23 protein-coding genes and 2 tRNA genes are annotated in these 24,687 nt (G+C 67.7%); 10 read left to right on the top strand and 15 right to left on the bottom strand.

What is annotated here, in order from left to right:
• Nucleotides 1-5 precede the first annotated feature (5 nt).
• Nucleotides 6-1,004 carry an ABC transporter permease gene (locus FWJ47_RS11010; protein WP_147108158.1) on the top strand — a complete coding sequence of 333 codons (999 nt, stop codon included), beginning with the start codon at nt 6-8 and terminating at the stop codon, nt 1,002-1,004.
• A 198-nt stretch (nt 1,005-1,202) separates the two neighbouring features.
• On the opposite strand, the gene FWJ47_RS11005 is transcribed toward FWJ47_RS11010, so the two are convergent.
• From FWJ47_RS11005 to FWJ47_RS10975, 7 genes are all read right to left on the bottom strand, one after another.
• On the bottom strand, nt 1,203-1,991 hold the full coding sequence (locus FWJ47_RS11005; protein WP_147108155.1) for a nitrilase-related carbon-nitrogen hydrolase: 789 nt from the start codon (nt 1,989-1,991) through the stop codon (nt 1,203-1,205).
• 4 nt (nt 1,992-1,995) lie between these two features.
• Nucleotides 1,996-3,705: a flavin monoamine oxidase family protein gene (locus FWJ47_RS11000; protein ID WP_147108152.1), complete on the bottom strand. Its 1,710-nt coding sequence runs from the start codon at nt 3,703-3,705 to the stop codon at nt 1,996-1,998.
• A gap of 69 nt (nt 3,706-3,774) precedes the next feature.
• Nucleotides 3,775-4,740 carry an agmatinase gene (gene speB, locus FWJ47_RS10995; RefSeq protein ID WP_147108150.1) on the bottom strand — a complete coding sequence of 322 codons (966 nt, stop codon included), beginning with the start codon at nt 4,738-4,740 and terminating at the stop codon, nt 3,775-3,777.
• A 15-nt stretch (nt 4,741-4,755) separates the two neighbouring features.
• Nucleotides 4,756-6,135, bottom strand: coding sequence for an NAD-dependent succinate-semialdehyde dehydrogenase (locus FWJ47_RS10990; protein ID WP_147108148.1), 1,380 nt, complete (start codon nt 6,133-6,135; stop codon nt 4,756-4,758).
• Nucleotides 6,132-7,061, bottom strand: coding sequence for an Lrp/AsnC family transcriptional regulator (locus FWJ47_RS10985; RefSeq protein ID WP_147108146.1), 930 nt, complete (start codon nt 7,059-7,061; stop codon nt 6,132-6,134). Before FWJ47_RS10985 ends, FWJ47_RS10990 begins: the two co-directional genes overlap by 4 nt.
• Nucleotides 7,062-7,063: 2 nt before the next feature.
• On the bottom strand, nt 7,064-8,440 hold the full coding sequence (locus tag FWJ47_RS10980) for a purine-cytosine permease family protein (protein WP_147108143.1): 1,377 nt from the start codon (nt 8,438-8,440) through the stop codon (nt 7,064-7,066).
• Nucleotides 8,441-8,728: 288 nt separating this feature from the next.
• Nucleotides 8,729-10,129, bottom strand: coding sequence for a phosphomannomutase/phosphoglucomutase (locus tag FWJ47_RS10975; RefSeq protein WP_147108140.1), 1,401 nt, complete (start codon nt 10,127-10,129; stop codon nt 8,729-8,731).
• A gap of 55 nt (nt 10,130-10,184) precedes the next feature.
• On the opposite strand from FWJ47_RS10975, the gene FWJ47_RS10970 reads away from it, so the two are divergent.
• Nucleotides 10,185-11,033, top strand: a complete 849-nt coding sequence (locus FWJ47_RS10970; protein WP_147108137.1) for a hypothetical protein — start codon at nt 10,185-10,187, stop codon at nt 11,031-11,033.
• A 17-nt stretch (nt 11,034-11,050) separates the two neighbouring features.
• Here FWJ47_RS10970 and FWJ47_RS10965 read toward each other — a convergent pair.
• Nucleotides 11,051-11,138: transfer RNA gene (locus FWJ47_RS10965), tRNA-Ser, on the bottom strand.
• 53 nt (nt 11,139-11,191) lie between these two features.
• On the opposite strand from FWJ47_RS10965, the gene FWJ47_RS10960 reads away from it, so the two are divergent.
• The 3 genes from FWJ47_RS10960 (at nt 11,192) to FWJ47_RS10950 (ending at nt 13,437) form a co-directional block, all read left to right on the top strand.
• A complete protein-coding gene (locus FWJ47_RS10960; RefSeq protein ID WP_147108134.1) occupies nt 11,192-11,632 on the top strand; it encodes a hypothetical protein in 441 nt (146 codons plus the stop codon).
• Between the two features lie 262 nt (nt 11,633-11,894).
• Complete coding sequence (locus FWJ47_RS10955) at nt 11,895-12,215, top strand: hypothetical protein (protein ID WP_170228564.1); 321 nt, start codon at nt 11,895-11,897, stop codon at nt 12,213-12,215.
• A 559-nt stretch (nt 12,216-12,774) separates the two neighbouring features.
• Nucleotides 12,775-13,437, top strand: coding sequence for a hypothetical protein (locus tag FWJ47_RS10950; RefSeq protein WP_147108128.1), 663 nt, complete (start codon nt 12,775-12,777; stop codon nt 13,435-13,437).
• A gap of 201 nt (nt 13,438-13,638) precedes the next feature.
• Here FWJ47_RS10950 and FWJ47_RS10945 read toward each other — a convergent pair whose 3' ends face one another.
• The 6 genes from FWJ47_RS10945 to tmk all read right to left on the bottom strand — a co-directional run bounded on the left by FWJ47_RS10945 (nt 13,639) and on the right by tmk (nt 18,957).
• Nucleotides 13,639-14,022, bottom strand: coding sequence for a hypothetical protein (locus tag FWJ47_RS10945; protein WP_147108125.1), 384 nt, complete (start codon nt 14,020-14,022; stop codon nt 13,639-13,641).
• Between the two features lie 155 nt (nt 14,023-14,177).
• Nucleotides 14,178-14,253: transfer RNA gene (locus FWJ47_RS10940), tRNA-Thr, on the bottom strand.
• Between the two features lie 81 nt (nt 14,254-14,334).
• Nucleotides 14,335-15,348 carry a universal stress protein gene (locus FWJ47_RS10935; RefSeq protein WP_147108122.1) on the bottom strand — a complete coding sequence of 338 codons (1,014 nt, stop codon included), beginning with the start codon at nt 15,346-15,348 and terminating at the stop codon, nt 14,335-14,337.
• Between the two features lie 193 nt (nt 15,349-15,541).
• On the bottom strand, nt 15,542-17,113 hold the full coding sequence (locus tag FWJ47_RS10930; RefSeq protein ID WP_147108120.1) for an alpha/beta hydrolase: 1,572 nt from the start codon (nt 17,111-17,113) through the stop codon (nt 15,542-15,544).
• Nucleotides 17,106-18,299: a DNA polymerase III subunit delta' gene (locus FWJ47_RS10925; protein WP_147108117.1), complete on the bottom strand. Its 1,194-nt coding sequence runs from the start codon at nt 18,297-18,299 to the stop codon at nt 17,106-17,108. Before FWJ47_RS10925 ends, FWJ47_RS10930 begins: the two co-directional genes overlap by 8 nt.
• The gene (gene tmk / locus FWJ47_RS10920) at nt 18,292-18,957 is read right to left on the bottom strand and encodes a dTMP kinase (RefSeq protein ID WP_246126276.1); all 666 of its coding nucleotides are present in this window, start codon (nt 18,955-18,957) and stop codon (nt 18,292-18,294) included. Before tmk ends, FWJ47_RS10925 begins: the two co-directional genes overlap by 8 nt.
• Nucleotides 18,958-19,007: 50 nt before the next feature.
• On the opposite strand from tmk, the gene FWJ47_RS10915 reads away from it, so the two are divergent.
• Nucleotides 19,008-19,340: a DUF2516 family protein gene (locus FWJ47_RS10915; RefSeq protein ID WP_147108113.1), complete on the top strand. Its 333-nt coding sequence runs from the start codon at nt 19,008-19,010 to the stop codon at nt 19,338-19,340.
• Between the two features lie 42 nt (nt 19,341-19,382).
• On the top strand, nt 19,383-20,126 hold the full coding sequence (locus FWJ47_RS10910; protein ID WP_147108110.1) for a phosphoglyceromutase: 744 nt from the start codon (nt 19,383-19,385) through the stop codon (nt 20,124-20,126).
• Nucleotides 20,127-20,226: 100 nt separating this feature from the next.
• Here the strand turns inward: FWJ47_RS10910 and phoU are convergent, their stop codons facing one another.
• The gene (gene phoU, locus FWJ47_RS10905; RefSeq protein WP_147108107.1) at nt 20,227-20,874 is read right to left on the bottom strand and encodes a phosphate signaling complex protein PhoU; all 648 of its coding nucleotides are present in this window, start codon (nt 20,872-20,874) and stop codon (nt 20,227-20,229) included.
• A 172-nt stretch (nt 20,875-21,046) separates the two neighbouring features.
• On the opposite strand from phoU, the gene FWJ47_RS10900 reads away from it, so the two are divergent.
• From FWJ47_RS10900 to purH, 3 genes are read left to right on the top strand one after another with little or no spacing between them, the layout of a single operon-like run.
• Complete coding sequence (locus tag FWJ47_RS10900; protein ID WP_147108104.1) at nt 21,047-22,309, top strand: sensor histidine kinase; 1,263 nt, start codon at nt 21,047-21,049, stop codon at nt 22,307-22,309.
• Nucleotides 22,306-22,986, top strand: a complete 681-nt coding sequence (locus tag FWJ47_RS10895) for a response regulator transcription factor (protein ID WP_147108101.1) — start codon at nt 22,306-22,308, stop codon at nt 22,984-22,986. Before FWJ47_RS10900 ends, FWJ47_RS10895 begins: the two co-directional genes overlap by 4 nt.
• Before the next feature lie 42 nt (nt 22,987-23,028).
• Complete coding sequence (gene purH / locus FWJ47_RS10890) at nt 23,029-24,666, top strand: bifunctional phosphoribosylaminoimidazolecarboxamide formyltransferase/IMP cyclohydrolase (protein ID WP_147108098.1); 1,638 nt, start codon at nt 23,029-23,031, stop codon at nt 24,664-24,666.
• Nucleotides 24,667-24,687 lie beyond the last annotated feature (21 nt).

The raw sequence follows: 24,687 nt of genomic DNA, 5'->3' as shown, positions 1-24,687 counted from the left end.
GTCCGATGCCCGCACGGCTCCGCTTCATTCTCATCCGAACAGCCTCGCTCATCGGCCTGCTCTGGGTGCTGGCCACTGTGATGTTCATCCTCCAGGAGATCTCCGGGCAGGACCCGGTGGCTGCGACCATCGGCGCCACCGCCTCCCCGGAGGCGATCGCCGCGGCCCGGGAGCGCTTCGGCCTTGATGACCCGATGCTCGTTCGCTACGTCAGCTTCCTGGGCGGCCTGCTGGTGGGGGACCTCGGCCTGTCCTTCCGCACCCGCCGGCCGGTGATGGAGGACCTGATGGCCTACATGCCCGCGACCCTGGAGCTGGTCCTCTTCGGCTTCGTGCTCGCCCTGATCCTCGGTGTGGTCTTCGCGGTCTCCTCGATGCTGCGCTGGCCGGGGGCCTCGGTCTTCCGCGGGATCCTCTTTGTCGGCTCCACCATCCCCACCTTCCTGGTGGGCATTCTGGGACTGATCATCTTCTACCGGAACTTCGGGCTCTTCCCCTCCCGGGGGCGGGGCACCAGTCCCGACGGGCCCACCGGGTTCTACACCGTGGACGCCCTCGTCACCGGGCAGTTCGACCTGCTGACGGAGGCGCTGCACCACATGGTGATGCCCGCCGTCGCACTGGCCCTGGCGCCGGCTCTGGCGATCGGCCGTGTGCTGCGGTCCTCGCTGATGGAGACCTACGGCCAGGACTACATCCGCACCGCTGATGCCAAGGGCATGCGCGGCACTTCCGTGCTGTTTCGGCACGTGCTGCGGAACTCGGTCAACGCCGCCCTGTCGATGGGCGCGCTGCAGCTGGGATTCATGCTCGGCGGGGTGCTCGTGGTGGAGGAGGTCTTCAGCTGGGGCGGAATGGGCTCATACCTGGGAGCAAGCCTCAACGTGGCCGACTTTCCGGCGGTGGCCGGAGTGACCCTGGTCCTCGGGGCGGTCTACGTGGTTGCCAACACCGCTGCGGATATTCTGCAGTCCATGGCCGACCCGCGCATCGCGGTCAGCTGAAGAGACGCGGCGGCGGCCTCGTGCCTGGGGATTGCCGGCCTTCCTAACGGTGGTAGGGCATTCGAATCGCTAGGTGCGACCGGAAGGCGGAGGCCGCCGCCGCGCGGTGCGTCCGGCGCAGCGAAGCACGATCTCTGCCCCGAACACAGCACCACTGTAAAGACGCTGCCTCCTTAGAAGCTGGGAATATGCGTCGGCTCAGAGCCAACGGCGGTGCAGATCCGCCCGACGGTCCTCCAGGTACCAGGGCCCCTCCGGGCCCGGGCCAGCAGGGGCCGGAACCTGGGCCAGCAGCAGATCCGGCTGCTCCCCGGCTCGGGAGAGCACCGACCCGTCCGCGTCCAGAACCACGCTGGCGCCGTCGAACCTCAGCCCCTCCTCCCTGCCGCAGTGGTTCGCATACGCAATGGCCGCACGGCTCTCCCGGGCGCGGGCCGGCAGGAGAATCTCGACGACGGCGCGGTCGCCGGAGAGCGCGGTGGGGACCAGCAGCAGGTCGGCGCCTTGGGCGACGGCCGCACGCACCATCTCAGGGAACTCTGCCTCATAGCAGATCAGCAGCCCGATCCTGCGGCCCAGGTGCTCCGCCACAGGCGGACGCTCCGCGCCGGGAACGAAGGCTGACTTCTCCTCGGGGCCGAAGAGCTGGACCTTCTGATGCCGGAGCAGGCTCTGCCCCTGCTGGTCCGTCAGGACAGCTGCGATCCCGCGGCCCCCGGGGGATTCGGGCCCCGGAAGGCTGTGGACCATGCTGATCCGGTGCTCCCGGGCGATTCCGGACAGCTGCTCCTCGGCGGCACGCACGGCCTCGGCGGGGACCTCTGCGCGGATGCGGGCCGGCACGTAGCCGGTGACGAACAGCTCCGGGGTCAGCAGCAGCTCCGCCCCGGCCTCAGCGGCCTGGGCGGCCGCGCGCTCCACGGCGGCGAGGTTGGCCCCTATGTCCAGAGGCTCCGCCTGCGCCTGCAGCAGCGCGATCCGTGTCATGGCCCTATTCTGCCGTGCCGCGCGGCGCAGTGCTCTCCAGCAGTACGGGGGCCAGCTCCTCCCACTGGTCCCCGGGGCCCGGGTTGTGCGGGTCTGTGGCCCCGCCCAGGTGGTGCATCACGCCCCAGACCGCGTTGAGCGCCGTGGTCACCGCGCCTTCGGCCCAGCCGGCGGTGAAGGAGATGTCGTCGCCGGCGAGGAAGATGCCGCGCTGGTGATCGGGCAGCCTGTCCTGGACGAAGTGGCCGAAGAGCCTTTCCTGGTACCGGTAGTGCCCGGGGAGGTTGTTCTTGAAGGCGCCCATGAAGTTCGGGTCGGCCTCCCAGGAGACGGTGAGGGGCTCACCGATGATGTGGGAGCCGATGTCCAGGCCCGGGTAGATCTTGTGCAGGGAGTGCAGCATCAGGCGGGTGCGCTCGGATGCGTCGAGGGCCAGCCACTTCAGAGCATCGTCGTTCCAGGTGTAGGAGAGCAGGATCGACGCCGGTCGGTCGGATCCGCCGGGCTCCTGATGGGGGTTCTCCAGCAGGTAGGTGGCCCGGGGAAGCCGGTCGGTGAGGGTCATCGACATCTTCGGCTGGCCGGTCTCCGGGTCGGTGTCCCGCCAGAAGGGCCGGTCGACCATCACAAAGGTCTTGGAGGAGAGCATGTAGTGGCTCTTCTCGATGGCCCGCCACATCGACGGGGTGAACAGCGCCTCGTCGGTGTCGATCCGGGAGGAGAGCAGCCACGACTGGCAGGTCACCACGGCTGCGGCGAACACCTGGTTGCGGCCCCACTTCTCCGTCACGGAGATCCCGCCGCTGGGCAGGTCAGGGCTCTGGCCGCGGCGGATGCCGGTGACCGCGCCCCGTGGCGCCCCGCCGTGCAGAGAGGCCAGCGAGGTTCCGGCAGGCCAGTGCGCCATGTGGGCGGGGGAGTGGTGCCAGAGCTCCACGGGCAGGCGCTGGGCCCCGCCGACGATGCTGCGGTGGTTGTCGTCGGCGTCGGTGAACACCACCCGGAGGACCTCGAGGATGGAATTGGTGAAATCGGTGTCCCAGCCGCCGGTGCCGAAGCCGACCTGCCCGAAGGTCTCCAAGTGCTCATAGGTCAGGTGCCTGAATGCTGCCGAGTTCGCGAGGAACGCGTAGAAGGACTGGTCGTCGTACTTCCTGACCAGCTGGTTCCAGAGATCCTTGAGCCTGCTGGCATCGCGCTCCCGGATGGCCCGCTGCACGGCGTCGAGCTCGGCCTCCTCGCGCAGCGCCCTCTTCCACGCCTCGGCGACCTCCGTATAGAACTCGGGGAGGTCCGCCGCGGTCTCGGCGCGGATCGACTCGCCCTTCAGCTCGATCACAGTGGAGGGGGCGGCCGGCGAGAGCGGGTTGGGGAACTCCTGGGTCTGGAGTCCCAGCAGCTCCACGTAGTGGTAGAAGGCCCGCCCGGAGGTGGGGAAGCGCATCCCGCCCAGGTCAGCGACCACATCGGGGGCGGCGTCGAAGGACTCGGTCTTCAGCCGCCCCCCGATGCTGCCGGCCTCATAGATGACGGGTCTCAGGCCCATCTTCATCAGCTCGTAGGCGGCGACCACCCCGGCCGCCCCGGCACCGATCACCGCCACTTCGGTGCCGTGCTTCTCCGCGGGCAGCGTCCCGAGCCCCTGCGGGCCGGCGAGGTAACAGTCGTAGCTGAAGGGAAAGTCCGGGCTGAGCATCGTCAGGGGCTGGGTCATCACTGGCTCCTTGGGTGAGGTGGGGCGAAGGGGGCGGAGCCCGCGCGTGCACGAGGTCCGCCGACGGGCTCAGCTGCCGCGCGGTGCCATGGCCGAGATCAGCTCATAGACCACATGGGCGGCGGCGATCCCGGTCAGCTGGGCGTGGTCGTAGGGAGGCGAGACTTCTACAACGTCTGCGCCGACGATGTTCAGGTCAGTGAGGGAGCGGATGATCCGCAGCATCTCCCGGGTGGTGAGCCCGCCGGCGTCGGGGGTGCCGGTGCCCGGGGCATGGGCGGGATCCAGCACGTCGATGTCGATGGAGACGTAGACCGGCCTGTCGCCTACGCGGTCCCGCAGGCGCTTCACCGCCGCGGGAACCCCATGCTCCTCCACGAACTCAGTGGTGGTCACCTCGAAGCCCAGCCGCTCGTCCTCCTCGAGGTCATGCTCGCCGTAGAGCGGTCCTCGGATGCCGAGGTGGGCGCTGGCCGTCAGGTCGATGAACCCGGCCTCGGAGGCCCGGCGGAACGGGGTGCCGTGGGTGACCGGGGCGCCGAAGTAGCTGTCCCAGGTGTCCAGATGGGCGTCGGCGTGCAGCACCGCCACCGGGCCGTGCTTCTCATACATGGTCTTCAGCAGCGGATAGGCGATGGTGTGGTCCCCGCCGATGGTGACCACCCGACCGGCCCGCTTCAGCAGCTCGGAGGCTCCGGCGCTGATCTGCTCAAGCGCCTCGTCCAGGTCGAACGGGTTGGCGACGATGTCTCCGGCGTCGGCCACCTGCTGCACGCCGAACGGAGACACCCCCTGGGCCGGGTTGTAGGGCCGCAGAAGCCGGGAAGAGTCCCGCACATGGGTGGGGCCGAACCGGGCTCCCGGCCGGAAGCTCACCCCGGTGTCGAAGGGGATGCCGACGACCGCGATGTCCGCCTCGCCGACCTCGTCCAGGTGGGGCAGGTGGGCGAAGTTGGCCTGCCCTGCGTACCGGGGAACCTGGGTGGAGTCGCGCGGGCCGACTGGGGCGCCGTCTCCCGAGGGTGTCTCAGTCATGGTGTGTCTCTCTTCCTATCGGTTGACGTACAGGAGGCGCTTATTGGCGAACTCGTCCATCCCCAAGGGGCCCAGCTCCCGGCCGAACCCGGAGCGCTTCACCCCGCCGAAGGGCATCTCAGCCATCTCGGAGCCCGCGACGTTGACGTTCGCCATGCCCACCTCCAGCTGCTGGGCGACCCGCAGCGCCTGCTCCTGGTCGGCGGAGAACACCGCACCCGCCAGACCGTACGGAGAATCGTTGGCCAGCCGCACCGCGGCCTCCTCGTCCGGCACGGCCCAGACCACCGCCACCGGCCCGAAGACCTCCTCCCGGTACAGGTCCATCTCCTCGGTGACCCCGCTGATCACCGCTGGGCGCAGCCAGGCCCCCGGTGTCTCCGGTCGCTCGCCGCCGGCGTGCAGGACAGCGCCCTGCTCCACGGCCCGGGCAATCTGCTCACGGACCTGGTCTGCGGCGGCAACGGATGAGAGCGGGTAGCAGCTGCTCTCGGAGGGGTTCAGCGGGTCCCCAGGGGTGAGCTCATCGGCGGCGCGGCTCAGCTCGGCGAGGAACTCCTCGGCATAGTCCTCGTGGACGATGAGCCGCTTATTGGAGGTGCAGGCCTGCCCCATCACGAACAGGCGCCCCTCCCAGGCCTGGCGGGCCGCGGCGGCGACGTCGTCGACCTGGAGGTAGATGTGCGCGTCCGATCCGCCGAGCTCCAGCACCACCTTCTTCAGGTGCTTGCCGGCCAAAGAGGCCACAGCGGAGCCGGCCCGCTCCGAGCCGGTCAGGGAGACCCCGTGGACCCGTTCGTCGGCGATGATCTGCTCGACCTGCTCATGAGCGGCGAAGACGTTCCGGTAGGCGCCGGCGGGGAGACCGGCGTCGTGCAGCAGCGCCTCGATGGCCAGGGCGCACTGCGGGACGGTCTCCGCGTGCTTGAGCAGAATGGTGTTGCCCAGCACCAGGTTGGGGGCGGCGAACCGGGCCACCTGGTAGTAGGGGAAGTTCCACGGCATGATCCCCAGCAGGGGGCCCAGCGGCAGATGCTGGATGACCGCGCGGCGCTCGGCGTCGTCGGCGATGATCTTGCCGGCGGCCAGTTCGGGACCGTTCTCCGCGTAGTAGCGGAAGATGTCCACGCATTCGGTGATCTCCTCGCATGCCTGGTCCAGCGGCTTGCCCATTTCAAGGGCGGCCAGGCGCGCCAGCTCGGTCCCGCGCTCCTGGAAGAGGTCGGCGATCCGGTGGGCGATGCCGGCGCGCTCGTCGATGCCCCGCCGGCTCCAGTCGGCGTAGGCGGCCGCGGAGGATGCCACGGCCTCATCGATCTGCTCATCGGCGGCGGTGCTGAAGCGCTGCAGCACCTCGTCGGTGCGGGGGTCCTGGGTGCGGAATCCTGCGCTCACTGCGGCGTCCTGTCTGTCGGGTGCGGGGGAACGGAACGGCCGGCCATCGGCTCGGAGTAGTCCTCCTTATGGGTGCGCACGTGCATCCAGGTCTCCATATGCCGGACCTGGGGCAGAGCGCGCAGATCTTCGAGCCGCCCGGCGATCTCTGCCGGGTCGGAGGAGTTCAGGGTGGCGATCAGGTCGAACCGGCCCAGTGCCTCGGCGGCGAACTCGACCTCCGGCATCGCCACGATGGTCTCGACCGCTTCGGCATCGTCGCCGCTGAGGCTCAGGCCCACCCCCACCTTCACGCGCCCGGACTGGGGAGTGTGGGGGATGAGCGCGCTGACGCGCAGCAGCCCGGCCTCCTGCATGCGACGGATGCGGGTGCGCACCGCGGTGGGGGAGAGGCGGATGCGGGCGGCGAGGTCGTTGAAGCTCATCCGCCCGTCGCTGCGCAGCAGCTCGAACAGTGCGATGTCGGTCCTGTCCAGAGTGCCGTCCCCGGAGGGATGGGTGCTGAACGCCGACTTCACCACTCGGTGGTAGAGGGTCACTGCCGTGGTGGCGACCTCCGGGTGTGCGCGGATGCTGCGGAGCACCTCGTGAAGGGAGGCGACGTCGGGGGCGCGCAGCTCAGCCACGACATCGTGCGCGCCGGTGACCGCGGAGACCAGCGGCACATCCTCCCTGGCCATCAGCGGCCCGATCACCCCGTGGGCGTGCGGGGTGCAGCGGATCGCCGCGTGGGCGAGCACGTGGTGCCCGGCCGCGCTGTGCGCCGCGGTCGCCACGATGCGCAGCTGGCCGGTGCTCAGAAGCCGCCTGACCGTGGTGGAGACCAGGTTCCGGGGCGCGTCCAGCCGGGCGGCCAGCTCGTTGTAGCTGGCGCGCCCGTCCTGCTGCAGGGCGTGGATGAGCTGCTCGGCCAGTTCTTCGCGCATGCTCAGCGGGACCCCTCCAGCGCGGCGCCGGACTCCTGACGGGCCCCGCGGCGCTTCCAGGAGAGCGCCAGGTAGAGGCCCGCGGAGAGAAGGAATGCGGGGATCGCTGAGCCCACCGCCGGCGGAATCCAGAGGTAGCCCCACACGTAGGTGGCTGCCGCGCCGATGGCCCAGACCACCATGGCCGGCCAGTTGACCCCGTTGGTGAACCAGTAGGCGCCGCCGTGGGAGCTCAGGATGTCCCGGCCGTAGGAGAGGCGGCGGATGATGAAGTAGTCCACGATCATGATCGCGAACACGGGGATGAAGAAGGCCCCGATCAGCGCCAGAAAGTCCGCGAAGGCGTCCAGCAGAGCCATCCAGGTGGAGCCGATCACGCTGATTGCGCCGAGGGTGAGGGCAGTGGGCAGGAATCGCAGCCGCAGGTGCCGGCCGGTGTGGGAGGTGACTGCGGAGGTGGTCATCCCGTAGACGACCATCGTGTTGGTCGCCATCACTGACAGGAAGATGACCAGCGCCACCACAGTGCCGAAGCTGTCGACGAAGGGGGTGGGGTCGAACTCGGCGGCTTCCTCCCCGCCGGCGAGGAAGTAGGAGATCCCTGTGAGGCCCATGAGCATCGCAAGGGTGGTCGACGTCGTGTAGCCAAGGCCCGCGCCGGCTGCACCGGCCTTGGGAGAGCGCGCGAACCGGTTCAGGTCGGCGGAGAGCACGGTCCAGGAGATGGCGGTGTAGATGACGATGTCGAGGACCGCCACGCCGTCGAGCCCGAGGGCTTGGTCTGTCGGCAGCGCCTCAAAGTCGGCGATCCCGAAGGAGGACAGCGCCGTGTAGAACACGTAGGCCATCAGTCCCAGGATGAGCACCGCCAGCCAGGGCTCCACCTTCGCGATGCCCTGGTGCCCGAAGATCGCGAGGGCGACCACGATGCTCTGGCAGATCACCGACCACAGGATGGGGTTCGACGCTGCCTCCGTGTAGGCGGAGATCAGGTGGTCCACGGTGATGCCGGCGAGCATCGCCTGCACCCAGGACCAGCCCATGAGGATGATGATGTTCGCGGCCACCGGGAGCATCGATCCTCGCAGCCCGAACGGGGCACGGGTGAGCGCCATGGTGGCCAGGCCCGTGCGGGTGCCGATGGAGCCCACGGTGATCAGCACGATCGCGCCCAGGAGGGTGCCGGCGATGATGCTGAGGGCTGCGGTGGAGTAGTCGACGCCGGGGACGAAGAGGGTGCCTGTGAGCATCGTGGTGACCACGAGGTTCGCGGCCAGCCAGATCATGAAGATGCGCCCGCCCCCGAGGCTTCCGGGAACCGGGTCTCCGGTCTCGGAGTGCTTCTGCAGGTGGGCATCGAGGCGCCGGTAGAGGTTCATGCGGGGCTCATTCCTTCAGTGCGTGAGTGATGGGATGAACCTAAGCGTGCCGGGGGCGGGAATCAATGGTCCACGAACAGGTTCGGATGCTCTGCGCAGTGCATCTGCACGAATAATAGCTGCGCCTGGTGCCATAGCGGCAGGAGAATCGGTGCCAAGGTTCAGATGTGCACACCACTCTGCTGATAAGCAAGAAGGTGGATTAATTTTTAATGTCCACTTATTGAGTATTTGTGTGAACAGCATGTTTCCTGGACGGTTCAGGAGGTGCTGAAGGCTGACGGCGGCTCAGCCGCGCACGAGGCCGAGCACCTCGTCACGCACGGCCTCCATCTGATCCCTGGTCTTCGCCTCGCCGTTGAACCGCAGGAACGGCTCGGTGTTGGAGGGGCGCAGGTTGAACCACCAGGTGCCGTCGCTGGCCTGCACACGCAGCCCGTCCATCCGGTCCAGGACCACGTCGCGGGCCTCGAAGGCGGCCTCCGCCCCGGCCATCGCGCCCTCCTTGTCCTCCACCTCAGAGTTGATCTCCCCGGAGGCGAAATAGGGGCTGAACTCCCGGGCCAGCTCGCTGAGCGGCTGCTCCTGCTCGCCGAGGGCGGCCAGCACATGCATGGCTGCCAGCATCCCGGTGTCGGCGTTCCAGAAGTCCCGGAAGTAGTAGTGGGCGGAATGCTCTCCGCCGAAGACCGCAGCCTCAGAGGCCATGACGGCTTTGATGAAGCTGTGCCCCACGCGGGTCTCCACAGCCCGTCCGCCCTCGGCCTCGACCAGCTCGGGCACAGCCTTGGAGGTGATGAGGTTGTGCACAATGGCAGGCTCCGCCTCCCCGGAGGCCCTGGCGCGGGCGAGCTCCCGGCGGGCCACCAGCGCGGTCACCGCCGAGGGAGAGACGGGCTCGCCCCTCTCGTCGATGACGAAGCACCGGTCGGCGTCGCCGTCGAAGGCAAGCCCGATGTCCGCGCCGTGCTCCACCACGGCCTTCTGCAGATCACGGAGGTTCTCCGGCTCCAGCGGGTTGGCGGGATGGTTGGGGAAGGTGCCGTCGAGCTCGAAGTACATCGGGGTGATCTCCAGCGGCAGAGAGCTGAGCTTCTCGTCCCCAAGCACCACCGGGGTGGTCAGGCCCGCCATGCCGTTGGCCGCATCGACCACGACCTTCAGAGGGCGGATTCCGGTGAGGTCGACCAGCTCGCGCAGGTAGGCGGCGTAGTCGGTGAGGAGGTTCTCTGCGTCGACCGCGGTGGGTTCGCCCAGCACGGGGAGCTCGCCGGTGTCGAGGTGGGCCTGGGCGACCACACGGATGTCCTCCAGGCCGGTGTCCGCGCCGATGGGGACTGCGCCTGCCTTGGCCATCTTCATGCCGTTGTACCCGGCGGGGTTGTGGGATGCGGTGAAGACCACGCCGGGAGCGTTGAGCCTGCCGCAGGCGAAGTAGAGCATGTCGGTGGAGATCAGGCCCAGCTGGGTCACGTTGGCGCCGCGAGCGGTGGCGCCCTCGGTGAACGCCTCGATGAACTCGGCTGATGTGGAGCGCATATCCCCGCCGACCAGCACCCGCTGGCCGGCCAGTCGCAGGGCGTCGACGAACCCGGCGCCGACGGCGCGGACGGACTCGGCGGTGATGGTCTCTCCCACGAGACCGCGGACGTCGTAGGCCTTGAAGGATTCGCTCAGATCGATGCTCACCCGCCCATCTTAGGCGCACCGGCACAGGGGAGGGGTGCGCGCGTAGAATGGAGGAATGCCAGAAATTGTGCTCCTCCTGGTCCTCGGCGTACTGATCTTTCTTGGCCTTCGCCTGTTCGCGCAGCGGCAGGCGCCCAAGGTGGCTCAGAAGCTCCAGCAGGAGATCACTCCGCGCGCCGCCCGCGAGGCTGCGCTGGCGCTGTCCGACGACCAGCACAAGGCCGTGTACAAGCACATCGCCGGCGGGAGCGGGCGCGAGGCGATGGCTGCGTACAAGGAGTTCACCGGGGTGGGGCTGCGTGATGCGGTGCTGGCCATCCATGCGCTGAACGAGTACCCGCAGCCGTCCCCGTCCCAGCTGCGGCTGGACGAGGAGCTTCCGCTGGATGATGAGTCGGTGGAGGAGGAGTACCTGGAGGACTCCATCGACGCGGTCCGCGACGACGCCGAGGTCAGCCCGTTCGAGGAGGAGGCCCTGAACGATGAGGGGCCGCTGGCTGAGGCGGACCCGAACACCGGGGAGATCATCGGGGAGAACGAGCAGAACATCCCTGATATCCCGGGCGGGACGCCGGCGCAGCCTGAGGATGAGGATGTGGACGCTCGGGCCCGTGAGCTGATGCGCGAGTCGGGCTTCGACCCGGACGCGGAGCTGACCATCCCGGATGACTGGACTGCGCAGGAGCAGGAGGATGAGCCGGCGGGGTTCCACCTTGAGGTTCAGCGCGGTGAGGAGAAGATCACCCTCTCCCATGAGGACCTGGAGCCCTGGGTGCATGATCAGCTCTATGCGCTGCTGCGTGACGACCATGTGGACGAGGCCGCCAACCTCCTCGCCGCCAACTCCCCGCTGACCGAGGAGGAGGCCCATCGCTTCCTCACGGTCTTCAAAGACCAGTCGTAGGGCCCAAGGCAGAAGAGCGGTGCGGGTGGGATTCGAACCCACGGGACGGGGTTGCCGCCCAACGGTTTTCAAGACCGTCTCCTTCGGCCGCTCGGACACCGCACCACGGCGTGAACGCCAGCGCACCACTATACGCGACATATAGACTCTCAGCCGTTATGAAGATCATCCCGCCCGGACTGCTCGCCGGCCGTCGCCAAGCCCGCCGCAAGGAGAAGGACCTCGGCGCCGGACTCTGGCGTCGGGCCCACGACCGCTTCGAGCGCGGCCTGGATCGTTACCACCAGATTCTCGCCGGGGTGGAGGATGACGCCGTGCACAACCAGCTCGTCGTCATCGGAGACCAGCTGGCAGACCAGCTGCCCGCTGTCTATGAGCTGTGCCGCAGGGCCAACGAGCGCTGGCCGGGTGAGTCTCTGCAGATCCCCGGCGAGGCGCGCGACCTCCACGCCGCGCTCTCTCGGGCGGCAAACCATGTGGCGACCACAGCCGAGGCAGAGGCAATGGTCAGGCTTCACCACTCTGACGTCCCCGCCGTGCAGCGGCGCGCCGATCAGGTGCTGGACTGCCTGAATGAGGCAGAGAGCGCCCTCGACTGAAGGTGAGGGGGAGCCTCCATCGATTTCCATTGGGATGCGGGTCTCATCGCGTTACCGTGGAGAGATGAGTACTTCAAGGCCTCTGCTACGTACAACAGTCAGTGCAGTTGGGGCAGGAATACTCGTGCTCACTGCATGCGGTGGAGCAGAAGCGGATTCCTCAACGCCGGGAGCGGAAGACACCACAACACCCGAGCCCGAAGCCTCCCCGACACATGACAACACCGACTCGACAGGCAGTCATCGGGATAGTACAGAGGAGATGCCTGGGGAGGAGTGGCCTCAGGGCGAGGTGCAAGAGCCTGTCGAAGAGCTCTCGTCACTGCATTATGTGGAGTGGGCAGACTATGAGGAAATCGACGACAACGTCGTCCGGTTCTCCGTCGTCATGGGCAACCCAAATTGTAACGGGCTGCAGTACGAAGTGGAGGAGACCGAGGACGAGGTGGCCGTCGCCGTGATCAGCGGCATGCGTGAAGGCGTGGAAATGTGCACAGCTGATGCCTTCTTCGGGGCCATCGACGTCGAGCTTGAAGAACCCGTAGGCGACCGCGACGTTGTCGACCTCAGCGAAGGCCGCTAGGCCGGGAGCTCCGTGGGAGGCTTGTCCATCTGAGCAGCCAGGCAGCAAGCTCATGGGCCAGGGCACCGAGCAGGGCATGTAACGAGGTCGACGAACAGGCCCATCAGTAACTGCGCGATGGCCTGCATCCCCGCAATCGTGGGGGAGTAGCCAGGTCGAACACCCTATGCTCGGCTACCTTGCGCGCAGGCTATCAAGAAGTCGCCCCATCTGGACATAGGTCTGGGTGGGGCGGCTTTTTGCATTTTATAGAGTCATTTTTTACGGTTCCTAAAATCGTGGGACGCCTGAATGAGCACTCTTAAGGAGTCCTGCAGGTCCCACGTCGAACCCACCAATCCTGGGATGCGGATACTGCGTTCACATGAACGCGTCATCTGCCGGTAGCCACCAAGCGGCAACGGCTTGGACCGCAGGATCTGCACCTGACGCCAGCGGCGCTGTGGCTCCGGGACCCCCTTGCACTCGTGCTCCCACACCTCCTTCACTGGAACCGGAGCATGAGGGTGAGTCTATCCACGGCGTAATCCGTGTCACTGCCTGAATGTACGATTCTGCTATGACAGAGACTGCGGCGGAACCGCGTATGGATGCTTTGCTTGATGCCATAGCAGAACTCGATGATGAGTTCTTCCAGGCATATAGGGGCGGCTGGCCCGGTGAAATCAGTGTGGCACTCGTTGATGCCGTCTACTCCATACAGGCGACGTACGATTCGGAGCACCCGGAGCGCGGTGTCCTGAACCGGGTGAAGGATCTTAAAGCCCGGCACTCGGAAGTCGCGAATGATCTTGCCGCGCTCATTGACCTCGGTGAAGAGCGCCTGCGCGGCATTATGGGCAACGGCAAGACTAGCCAGCGTTACAAGAGCGAGTGTGTAATCGAGGCAGCGCACAATTTCATGGCCCTGGACCCCAGTGTTCGGAGCTCCGCGGAGTTCACAACTGAGCGGCTCGATGAACTACAGGGAGCGTACGTGCAGGTGCACGGCCTAGGCCGAGTGACCTTCGACTACTTCGTGATGAATCTAGGGGTCCCGGGCATCAAAGCGGACACGCTCCTCACTCGGTTCGTTGCTCGACATGCTTATGACGACGAGACCCGGAAGATGCCCACCAATGAGGTTGTATCTCTCGTCAACGCCGCTTGGCAGGCGAATCCCCGCGGAGCGGAGAGCCTGAGCCACTTCGAGCACGCACTGTGGCTTGCTGAGAGCTCGTAAACTCCTCGCCTCGTCCTTGAACCATGCCGGCACTACTCTTGGCCTATGTGTGGACGCTACGTGGTGGCCCGGGCTACCGGTGATCTTGTCGCAAACCTGGGCGCTGATCCTGGGAACATCCCCACCTGGTTTCGGCTGGGTGGGGGCGCATTCTTTGTGTCTAGTGCCGTTGATCCGACGTTTCAGGCCCCCATCACTGGCTCACGCTGGTGGTGGGGGCCTCTTTTCGTATGTTGCGGACCGCCCTGATTCTAGGACGACGACGTTTCCGTCGGCGGCACGCCTGCTGGCGTAATGACGGAGTCGACCCACACCACGGCGGCGCCGCTCCTCCTCCCACGCCTCTTCGACCGGCCGGGCCATGTACTCGCCGGTGTCCACCTTGTCTTCAGCCTGAGCACCCAGGCTCCGCCGCATCCCCAAATCACGCACCATCGCCTCAGCCTGCCTCCGCAGGTAACCCCGCATCTTCACACTCGGGGCCTCCCCGTAGGTGGCCTGATGCGCCGAGAGCATCTGCTGATAAAGCACCTTTGGGATGGCCTGCTGGTCCTCGTCCGGCGCAATGTGGAGCGCCGGCTGCAACCGAAATATTGCGCGTAGACCACCCATAGGCAGTCATAGCGTCGTCACATTGAAGGCAACACCTTCGGCAACACCCGAGCCGCATGCGACATGAAGGTTATAAGGCCGAAACGCTCCGCTCCCTTGTTATGACGGGGATCTACGGCTCTTGTGTATGGAGCCTCCAACCGGATTTGAACCGGTGACCTTTCCATTACGAGTGGAATGCTCTACCAGCTGAGCTATGGAGGCGTGCGCGCATGCGAATGCGCCGCGCGGTGAACTATCTTAGCTCATCCGCGCGGCGCTCCGCTCCGCGGGGCGACCGTCCGTTCAGACGGTCGACGTGGGCTGGTCGGCGACCCGCTCATCCTCAAGGTCCGGCACGACCATCACCGGTCCGTGGGCTGACAGGAGCACGCCGCGGGATGTGGAGCCCATCAGGGCGCTGGCGACCGCACCCCGGCCGCGGGTGCCGACAACGGTCAGCTGCGCCTTCTCGCTGGCGAGGGCGAGCGTGCCCACCGGCGTACCGGACTCCACGCCGGTGGTGATCCGCAGGTTGGGGTAGTGGCCGCCCAGCCATTCGGCCTCCCGCTCCATGTGGGCCTTGAGCTCGTCGACGCGACGCCGTACGGCGCTGTTGTCGCTGGGCCCCACGCCTGGGTACCACTCGAGAGTGTCGCCCAGGGGCGGCAGGGTCAGCAGCAGGTGAAGCCGGGTGCTGCGGGAGTCGGCGGCCTCTGCTGCCTGCAGGGCGGCCACCCGGGACTGGCTCGAGCCGTCCAGGCCCACCACCACGGGAGCCTCCTCGTCCTTCACCGGGGCGAAGGGGTCGTCGGCATCGGCGACGGCGGCCGCATAGCTCTTGGGCACCACCACGGTGGGAGCCTTGGCATGGCCCGGCACTGCTGAGGAGACCGATCCGAGGATGCGGCCCAGGAACCCGCCGCGGCCGCGCCCGCCGAGCACGATCAGGTGCGCGGACTCGGAGAGGGTGACCAGGATGCCGGCTGCGTCGCCGTGATCCGTCCGGTAGGTGACCTCGCCGGGATATTCGTCGAGGTAGTCGCGCGCCTGGTCGAGGGTCTTCTCGGCAGCCTGCCGGGTGACGGCGTCCTCAGGGACCTCCGGGATGGCCGGCAGGGTCGTATAGATGTGGGACGGCAGCTTGTACGCGTGGACCACGGTCAGCGGAGCGTTGCGCCGCTGGGCTGCTCGGGCACCGTAGTGCAGGGCAAGCTTGGCCTGCTCGGAGCCGTCGAATCCGACCACCACCCCCAAGGGGCGGTCGGAGAGGCGGAAGGGAATGGCGCTGCTCTGGGTGGGGATCTCGGAGTTTCTCATGCTGCCTCCTTGGGCTCAGGGCTGAAACCGCCGGCGGAGGGGCCTGTCCTCGAGGGCGGCTGCACCGCCGCCGGTACTCTTATTGTAATGCGAGATGCGTCACTTTTCTACAGTGTGTAGAAAATGTTTCGCAGCGGCTGAGTCCCGGATGCGAGCGGCCTCCCAGGGCCTGCGAGCGGGAGGGGGTGTTCGTTCAGCAGCTGTGCCGGCCGTTGTCCAGCTCCCCCTCAACCAGCCATGCGTCGACGATGTCGGTCACGCACTCGTTGCCGGGACGGTAGGCCACATGCCCCTCGCCCTCGTAGGTGATCAGCGACGACGCCGGAACGGCCTCGTGCATCTGCTCAGCCCACTGCACGGGAGTGGCGGGGTCGCCGGTGGTGCCGACCATCAGCATCTCGGGGAGCTCCCTGCCGGCGATGGAGCCGGGCTCCCAGCCGTCGGAGACGGGCTCATGCGGCCATTCGGAGCAGAGCACCCCGGAATGACCGAGGTAGGGACCAAAGGTGGGAGCCTGCTCGGTGAGCTCCTCGAGCTCGGCTTCGATCTCCTCCTGCTCGGAGGCCATCTCATAGTCCAGGCACATCACGGAGCGGAAGGCCCAGGAGGACATCCAGTCGTACTCCCCAGCGGGGGTGCGGCCGGCCTGCTGGTCCGCCCAGAACATGAACGCGTAATAGTCATCCTCCTCCAGGGCCAGCTGCAGGCCCTCGGCGAGGTGCGGCCAGCCCTCTGGGGAGTACATGGGTGCGATGAACCCGCTGACGAGCATGGAGGCGTTCACGGTCCGGCCCTCGGGCTCCACGGTGACAGGCTCCTCGTCGACGTCGGCGAACATCTGCTGGACGGTCTCCACCACGTCCTCCGGCGTGCCTGCGATGGGGCACTGCTCGTCCTCCACGCACCATTCGGCGAACCCTTCGAGCGCGTCCTCGAAGCCGACCCCCTGGGCCACGGTGAGCTCGTGGGCGCCGTTGGTCACATCCATCATCGCGTCCAGGGCGAACCGGCCCACCTGCTCGGGGAACAGCTCCGCGTAGGCCATTCCGAGCTTGGTGCCGTAGGAGAAGCCCATATAGTGCAGCTCATTCTGATCCAGGGCGCCGCGGATGATGTCCATGTCCCGCGCCGCGGAGAAGGTGTCCACGTGGGCAAGGAGGTCTCCGGTGCGCTCTGCGCACTGCTCGCCGATCTCAGCGGCCTGCTCCTGGGATTCGCCGAAGGCAGTGTCGGCGTCGAGCTCCGGATCGTCCTCCAGCTCGCGGTACTCGTCCATCTCTTCGTCGGTCATGCACTCCACCCCCTCGGAGCGGTGCACTCCGCGCGGATCGAAGCCGACCACGTTCAGCTGGTCCCGGACCTCTTCGCTGACGGTCCCGCTGAGCTGCTCGGTGACCATGTCAACGCCGGATTCGCCGGGGCCGCCGGGATTGGTGAGCACATAGTCGAGCTCAGGGTCGGTGGAGTCTGCGACGACGGCGAGCTCCAGGGATCCGTCCTCAGGATCCTCGTAGTCCACGGGCACGGCGACGTCGGTGCACTGCATCCCCGTCCCACAGTCCTCCCAGGTCAGCTCCTGGTCGTAGAACTCGGAGAGACGCTCGTCATCCTCCCCCGCCTCCTCAGCTGCGCCGGGCGCCTCCTGCGTGCCGGCAGGGCCGTCTTCCGGCTCATCGTCGCCCGGTCCGGCGCAGGCGGAGAGCCCCAAGGCGAGGAGCAGGGCCGAAGCGGCCCAGCGGACGGACGGACGAGGGCGTTCATGCACCGGTGGACCTCCTGGGGATCAGCTGCATCATCATCGCCTCCATGGCAAGCTGGGGAGGGACGTTTCCCGCGATCCGTTCGCGGGCGGAATTGAGGGCGTCGAGGCACTCCAAGGCCTGCTCGGCGCTGAGCCGCCCCGCGTAGTCGACCAGCTGCTCGCGCAGGTGGCCGTTGATGAGCTCGGCTGCGCCGGCCTCGCCGCCGCCGAGCTTGATGGCCAGCACGTCCCGGCACACCGCGGTCAGGTCGACCAGCGTTCGGTCCAGAGCATCATGCACTGCGCGCTTGGCCCGGCGGGAGGACTCATCCTCAAGGCGCTTGAACTGGGCGCGCAGCTTCGCCGGAATCTTCTCTTTCGGCTCCAGGCCGAGGGAGCGGCGCAGCGCGGCGGTCTCCTCAGCCAGACGGGTCTCCGCGTCGGCGTCGGCTTCGGTCTGGGCGATGCTGACCAGCTCCCCGGCGGCGAGCACGGCGGTGGATGCGCTGGCGACCCTCAGCGGCAGCGAGACCACGTGCTCGCGGCGTTTGCGCGCCTCAGGGTCGCGGGCCAGCCGGCGGGCCACTCCCACGTGGTTCTGGGAGACCCGGGCGGCGAAGGAGGCCTGCTCGGGACTGAGCCCGTCGCGCTCCACCAGCAGCTTCGCGACGGCGTCGGAGGGCGGGATGCGCAGGCTCACCAGCCGGCACCGGGACCGGATGGTGACCAGTACGTCGGCGGGGGAGGGGGCGCAGAGGACCCAGACGGTCTGCGGCGGAGGCTCCTCGATCGCTTTGAGCAGCACGTTCGTGGCCCGCTCAGTCATCCGGTCGGCGTCCTCGATGACGATGACCCGCCAGTTCGCTCCCTGGGGGCGGTCCTGCGCGGTGCCGACGAGCTCCCGGACATCCTCGATCCGGTAGGTGACGTTCTCGGTGGACACCATGGACACCGCGGGGTGGGTCCCGCCCATGATCAGCTGGCAGCTCCGACACTCTCCGCAGCCGCCCCCGGCTTCGCAGTTCAGGGCCGCGGCGAAGGCGCGGGCAGCGTTGGACCGGCCGGAGCCGGGGGGTCCGGTGAACAGCCAGGCGTGCGCGGGAACAGCCGCCACCGCGGTCTGCAGCTGCTCGACGACGGCGGCCTGCCCGACCAGCTCGGAGAACACCCCCGTCGCCGGTCCGCCCTCGGCTCTTACCGGCTCAGTCATCGAGCATCGGCTCCATCGCCTCGCGGATGCGGGCGTGCACGGCATCGGGCGCCTGGGTGCCGTCCAGCACGAGGTATCGGCCCGGGGCGGCCGCGGCTCGCTCGAGGAACGCCTCCCGCAGGCGAGCGTGGAAGGCGTCCTCAGCCGACTCGATCCGGTCTCCGGGCCTGCCGCCGTCGCGGGCCTCGCGCCGGGACCGGGACACGGACGGGTTCACATCCAGGAGCACCGTCAGATCCGGCACCAGCCCCGCGGTGGCCCACTCGTTGACCCGGGCGACCGCGTCCACGCCGAGCCCACGCCCGGCGCCCTGGTAGGCCAGGGACGAGTCGACGAACCGGTCGGTGAGCACCAGCTGTCCGGCAGCCACCGCCGGCCGGATCCTCTGCGCCACATGTGCGGCCCGGGAGGCGGCGAACAGCAGGGCCTCAGTGCGCGGGTCCACCTCGCCCTGCCCGTGCTCCAGCAGCAGCGTGCGGATGCGCTCGCCGATCTCGGTGCCGCCGGGCTCGCGGGTGAGCACGACGTCGTGCCCCGCCTCGGTCAGCCAGTCCCGCAGCAGCCTCAGCTGGGTCGTCTTGCCGGCGCCCTCCCCGCCCTCGAGAGCGATGAAGAGCCCGGTCCGGGCGGTGCCGGCGTCGTCCTGCAGGATTCTCACCCGGACAGCCTATCCGCCGTCGGGCGCCGAATGGATAGGATGGTCGCATCATGATTGATGCCCTCGCGCTGACCAGCCAGCTCGCCGTAGCCCCCATCTGGATCTGGGTGACGACCATCCAAGGCCTGCTCTACCAGCTCTTCGCCCTCGTCATCCTCGTCGTGGCGATCGTCGCGCTGGTGAAGTGCCTGTCCAAGGACGCCCAGCGGTTCGAGATCGCGTTCAAGCGCACCAAGTCGTTCTGGATGGCGATGACCGGCGGCGCCTGCCTGCTGGCACTGCTGGGGCTGCTCGGCTTCGGACCCTTCACCCTGCTCTTCCCAGTGGCCGCCGCGGTGATGGCCACCGTCTACCTGGCTGACGTCAACCCGGAAGTGTCCTGATCACAGCACGCCCTGCAACCTGAGAACGCCAAGGAGCCCGCAATGGCCTACAACCTGATCCTGCTGCGCCACGGCCAGTCCGAGTGGAATGAGAAGAACCTCTTCACCGGCTGGGTGGATGTGAAGCTGACCGAGACCGGGCGGGCCGAGGCTGCCCGCGGCGGCGAGCTGCTCAACGAGAAGGGCCTGCTGCCCGACGTCGTGCACACCTCCCTGCTTCAGCGCGCCATCACCACCTCCCACCTCGCGCTGGAGGCCGCTGACCGCCTCTGGATCCCGGTGAAGCGCGACTGGCGGCTCAACGAGCGTCACTACGGCGCCCTGCAGGGCAAGGACAAGGCGGAGATCCGCGAGACCTACGGCGACGAACAGTTCATGACCTGGCGGCGCTCCTTCGACACTCCGCCCCCGGAGATCGACGACGCCGACCCCTATTCCCAGGCCGGCGACCCTCGTTACGCGGACCTGCAGTCCCCGCCGAAGACCGAGTGCCTCGCCGACGTCGTCGAGCGGTTCCTGCCCTACTGGGAGGAGTCCGTGGTCCCGGACCTGAAGGCCGGGAGGACCGTGCTGCTCGCCGCCCACGGAAACTCCCTGCGCGCCCTGGTGAAGTACCTGGACGGCATCAGCGACGAGGACATCGCCGGGGTCAACATCCCCACCGGCATCCCCCTGCACTACGAGCTGGACGAGAGCCTGAAGCCTCTCACCGCCGGCGGTGCCTACCTGGACCCGGAGGCTGCCGAGGGCGCTATCCAGGCCGTCGCCGACCAGGGCAAGAAGTAGAGCCTCGCGCTTTCCTCTGGGTCTGAGCGGCCAATATGCGCAGTGTTCAGGGGCAGAAGCGGGGCTGATGCTGCACAGATTGGCCTCTCGGTGAGGAGGCTCAGCGCGGGTTGAGCGCCCCGGTGTTGAGGAACTCCACCTTGCGGGCCACGGAGACGCCGTGGTCGGCGAAGCGTTCGAAGTAACGGGAGGTCAGGGCGGCGTCGGCGCTGGCGGCACCCCGCGCCGTCCACTCGTCGGAGGCGATGGTGGTGAAGACTCCGGCGTGCAGCTGGTTGATCTGCTCGTTGAGGGCTTCGATCTCGCTGATCAGCTGCGGGTCCCGGGTGAGGAGCAGCTCGACGAGCTTCTTGGCGATGAGGATGTCCTTCTCCGCCATCTGCTGGTAGACGCCCCTGAGGGCACGCTCGGAAGCATGCTCGGGGTAGCGCAGCCGTACAATCTGGGCGATGTGCCGGGCGAGGTCGCCCATGCGTTCCAGCGAGGCGGACATCCGCAGCGCGCCGACCACCAGTCGCAGATCTGAAGCGACAGGGCCCTGGAGGGCGAGCAGCTCGATGGCCTTCTCGTCCAGCTGGGCCTGGAGCCGGTCGATCTCCCGGTCGCCGGCGATGACCTCTTCGGCGAGGTGCACGTTGACGGTCTCAAAGGCACGGTAGGCCTTGTCCATGGCCTGATGCACCAGGACCGCCGCCTCGTGGAGCTTGTCGCCGAGGTTGTGGAGGTCTTCTTGGAAGAGCTTGCGCATCGGGGGAGTCCTTACAGTGGAGCCGTTCAGGGTGCTGGCTCTCACGGTGGTGGCCTCAGGTGAACGCGGCGCGGGGCGGAGGCTGAAATACAGGTGAACTTCTGGTGAATATCTGGTCGCTGGTCGACGCGGCTGCAGTGCGCGGGCGAGCAGACCCCTAAGCTTGGGGGCTGTGGACTCCCTGCTCATTGCGGCCCTCGCGCTGATCGTCGGCCTGGCGCTCGGTGTGGCGTGCATGTACGCCTTCCGGGTGAGTGAGCGTCAGCGCGCCGCCGACGTGGACGTGGAGGAGCCTTCGATGCCTGAGGGGGCCACCGAGGTGCTGGCTTCGCTGGGGCTGGGCTACATCGTGGTGGACACGGTAGACGGCGTCGTGCGCGCCAACCCTGCCGCCTACGCGTTCGGCCTGGTGCGGGGACACACGGTGGTGCACCGGGAGGTGCTGGCGCTGACGGCTCGGGTGCGCGGCGACGGTGTGATCATCGAGGAGCAGCTGGAGCTGCCGCGCGGCCTGCAGGGGGAGACGAGCATCGTGGTGAACCTGCGGGTGGCGCCGCTGGGCGATGAGTACATTCTGGTGCTGGCCGATGACCGCACGGAGGTCTCACGCACGGAGGCGGTGCGGAATGATTTTGTGGCGAACGTGTCGCATGAGCTGAAGACCCCGGTGGGGGCGATCAGCCTGCTTGCGGAGACCATTGAGGACGCCGCGGATGACGAGCAGGCGGTGCGCCGCTTCTCTCAGCGGCTGCATAAGGAGTCGGTGCGGCTGGCCGCCCTGGTGCAGGACATCATTGAGCTGTCCCGGGTGCAGGGCAAGAATGTGGTGCACGCTGGGAAGCCGGTGGACCTGAACGACGCGATGGCCGAGGCAGTGGATCGCTCCCGGATGACCGCGGAGGAGCGCCGCATTGAGATCAGGGCGGGTGGGCGTGTGCCCCGTCGGGTGCATGGTGATGCGGAGCAGCTGACGATGGCGTTCCGGAATCTGATCGACAACGCGCTGCGGTACTCTCCGGAGAGCACCCGGGTGGGGGTGGGGCTGACCTCGGCGGACGGGGTCGCTGAGGTCACCATCACGGACCAGGGGATGGGGATCGCCCCGGAGAACCAGGAACGGATCTTTGAGCGCTTCTACCGGGTGGACGCGGCGCGGTCGCGCCAGACTGGAGGAACCGGCCTGGGCCTGAGCATTGTGAAGCATGTGATCGGCAACCACGGCGGCGATATCGCCCTGTGGTCCCAGCAGGGGAAGGGCTCCACGTTCACGGTGCGTCTGCCGGAGATCGATGAGGGCTTGGACTCCCTGGCGGGCCTGGCCGGCGCTGAGGATGATTTGAATGACCAGTTCGCTCCGCCCGAGCGGCCTGCTGAACCCATGCCCGCACCCCACGATTCGACCGCTCGCACCCGCGGTGAAGGAGGAAACGCGTGACCAGGATTCTCATCGTCGAGGACGAGGAGTCATTCTCTGATGCTCTTTCCTACACTTTGGAGAAGGAGGGGTACGACGCTCTCGTAGCCTCTGACGGGGATGAGGCGGTGGAGGTCTTCGACCGTGAGGGCGCAGACCTGGTGCTGCTGGACCTGATGCTGCCCGGGCAGCCCGGCACCGAGGTGTGCCGGCAGATCAGGCTGCGCTCCAAGGTGCCGGTGATCATGCTGACGGCGAAGGACTCGGAGATCGACAAGGTGGTGGGCCTGGAGCTCGGTGCCGACGACTACGTCACCAAGCCGTACTCCTCCCGGGAGCTGCTGGCCCGGGTGCGCGCGGTGCTGCGCCGCAACCTGGAGCCGGAGTTCGAGGACTCTTCGACGATCGCGGCGGGTCCGGTTCGGATGGATATTGAGCGCCACAGTGTGGAGGTGGCGGGCCGGAAGGTGAGCCTGCCGCTGAAGGAGTTCGAGCTGCTGGAGATCCTGATCCGCAACGCGGGCCGAGTCCTGACCCGCGGTCAGATCATTGATCGTGTCTGGGGATCCGACTACGTGGGCGACACCAAGACCCTGGATGTCCACGTCAAGCGCCTCCGCTCCAAGATCGAAGCCGACCCCACCAAGCCTCAGCTCTTGGTGACCGTCCGAGGCCTCGGCTACAAGTTCGACGGGTAAGCTGGTTCGCGGCCAGGAACCGTTCGACGCCGGAGGCAGTGCATGCGCGATAAGGACACCACCCAGCCCATCAAGCGGGCGCTGATCAGCGTCTTCGACAAGACGGGGCTCGCTGAGCTGGCCCAGGGGCTGCATGACGCCGGTGTGGAGCTGGTCTCCACCGGTTCGACGGCGACCCGGATCGCTGATGCTGGGATCCCGGTGACGCAGGTGGAGGAGGTCACGGGCTTCCCGGAGATGCTGGACGGCCGCGTGAAGACTCTGCATCCGCGGATTCACGGCGGGATCCTCGCGGACCGTCGCAACCCGGAGCATGTCTCGACGCTGGAGGAGCACGGCATCGGTGCCCTCGATCTGGTGGTGGCGAACCTGTATCCGTTTGCGGAGACAGTGGCGTCGGATGCCTCCGAGCAGGAGATTGTGGAGAAGATCGACATCGGAGGCCCGTCGATGGTGCGTGCCGCGGCGAAGAACCACGCCTCGGTGGCCGTGGTGGTTGACCCGCTGCGCTACAGCGAGACTGTTGCGGCGGCGAAGGCGGGGGGCTTCTCCCTGGGGCAGCGCAAACGTCTGGCCGCACTGGCCTTCGCCCACACCGCCGCCTATGACACGGCGGTGGCCCGGTGGACGGCCCAGGAGTTCGACACTGACTTTGATGCCGCGGAGCTGCCGGCGCCTCCGGCGGTGACCGGTTCGCGTCGCAAGGCCCAGTTCCCGCCGTATGCCGGCCTGGCCCTGGAGCGGGCCGCGTCCCTTCGGTATGGGGAGAACTCCCACCAGCCGGCGGCCGTGTACACGGAGCCGAATGCGGCACCGGGCCTGGCGCAGGCGAAGGTGCTGCACGGCAAGGAGATGAGCTTCAACAACTATATGGACGCCGACGCTGCGGTGCGGGCGGCGTTCGACTTCTCAGAGCCGGCGGTTGCGATCATCAAGCACGCCAACCCGTGCGGCGTCGCCCAAGGGGGGAGCATCGCCGCGGCGCACGCTGCCGCGCATGCCACGGATCCGCTGTCTGCGTTCGGCGGTGTGATCGCTGCCAACCGTGAGGTGAGCGCGGAGATGGCCCAGGCCGTCTCTGAGGTGTTCACCGAGGTGGTGGTCGCTCCTTCCTTTGCCCCGGAGGCCCTGGAGGTCCTGACGAAGAAGAAGAACCTCCGGCTGCTGCAGCTGGCCGAGGGCCACCACCGGGAGACGGTGGAGTACCGGCAGATCTCCGGGGGCATGCTGCTGCAGGCTTCGGACGCGATCGACGCTGAGGGCGATGACCCGTCGAGCTGGAAGCTGGTGTCCGGTCCGGCCGCTGACGAGCAGGTGCTGGCTGACCTGGCGTTCTCGTGGCGGGCGGTGCGCAGCGTGAAGTCCAACGCGATCCTGCTGGCCAAGCAGCAGGCCGCGGTGGGCATCGGCATGGGGCAGGTCAACCGTCTGGACTCCTGCCGTCTGGCCGTGCAGCGGGCCAACACGCTGGGCGGTGAGGGCGTGGAGCGCGCTCGCGGCTCGGCGGCAGCCTCGGATGCGTTCTTCCCGTTCGCCGACGGCTTGGGCATCCTGATCACGGCAGGGGTGTCCGCCGTGGTGCAGCCGGGCGGCTCCCAGCGGGACGAGGAGGTCATCGCCGCCGCCGAGGAGGCCGGCCTGACCATGTACTTCACCGGCCAGCGTCATTTCGCGCACTGAGGCCCGCGGACCCATGCGGGT

It is taken from the genome of Nesterenkonia populi (assembly GCF_007994735.1).
GTDB lineage: Bacteria > Actinomycetota > Actinomycetes > Actinomycetales > Micrococcaceae > Nesterenkonia > Nesterenkonia populi.
Note: the sequence above shows the minus strand (reverse complement) of the source record. Positions and strands in the feature narration are given on the sequence as shown.

Coding starts and splice junctions, on each gene's coding strand:
- FWJ47_RS11010 (WP_147108158.1), top strand. CDS start 6: ATGCCCGCACGGCTCCGCTTCATTCTCATCCGAACAGCCTCGCTCATC.
- FWJ47_RS11005 (WP_147108155.1), bottom strand. CDS start 1,991: ATGACACGGATCGCGCTGCTGCAGGCGCAGGCGGAGCCTCTGGACATA.
- FWJ47_RS11000 (WP_147108152.1), bottom strand. CDS start 3,705: ATGACCCAGCCCCTGACGATGCTCAGCCCGGACTTTCCCTTCAGCTAC.
- speB (WP_147108150.1), bottom strand. CDS start 4,740: ATGACTGAGACACCCTCGGGAGACGGCGCCCCAGTCGGCCCGCGCGAC.
- FWJ47_RS10985 (WP_147108146.1), bottom strand. CDS start 7,061: ATGCGCGAAGAACTGGCCGAGCAGCTCATCCACGCCCTGCAGCAGGAC.
- FWJ47_RS10980 (WP_147108143.1), bottom strand. CDS start 8,440: ATGAACCTCTACCGGCGCCTCGATGCCCACCTGCAGAAGCACTCCGAG.
- FWJ47_RS10970 (WP_147108137.1), top strand. CDS start 10,185: ATGCCAGAAATTGTGCTCCTCCTGGTCCTCGGCGTACTGATCTTTCTT.
- FWJ47_RS10960 (WP_147108134.1), top strand. CDS start 11,192: ATGAAGATCATCCCGCCCGGACTGCTCGCCGGCCGTCGCCAAGCCCGC.
- FWJ47_RS10955 (WP_170228564.1), top strand. CDS start 11,895: ATGCCTGGGGAGGAGTGGCCTCAGGGCGAGGTGCAAGAGCCTGTCGAA.
- FWJ47_RS10950 (WP_147108128.1), top strand. CDS start 12,775: ATGACAGAGACTGCGGCGGAACCGCGTATGGATGCTTTGCTTGATGCC.
- FWJ47_RS10935 (WP_147108122.1), bottom strand. CDS start 15,348: ATGAGAAACTCCGAGATCCCCACCCAGAGCAGCGCCATTCCCTTCCGC.
- FWJ47_RS10925 (WP_147108117.1), bottom strand. CDS start 18,299: ATGACTGAGCCGGTAAGAGCCGAGGGCGGACCGGCGACGGGGGTGTTC.
- FWJ47_RS10915 (WP_147108113.1), top strand. CDS start 19,008: ATGATTGATGCCCTCGCGCTGACCAGCCAGCTCGCCGTAGCCCCCATC.
- FWJ47_RS10910 (WP_147108110.1), top strand. CDS start 19,383: ATGGCCTACAACCTGATCCTGCTGCGCCACGGCCAGTCCGAGTGGAAT.
- phoU (WP_147108107.1), bottom strand. CDS start 20,874: ATGCGCAAGCTCTTCCAAGAAGACCTCCACAACCTCGGCGACAAGCTC.
- purH (WP_147108098.1), top strand. CDS start 23,029: ATGCGCGATAAGGACACCACCCAGCCCATCAAGCGGGCGCTGATCAGC.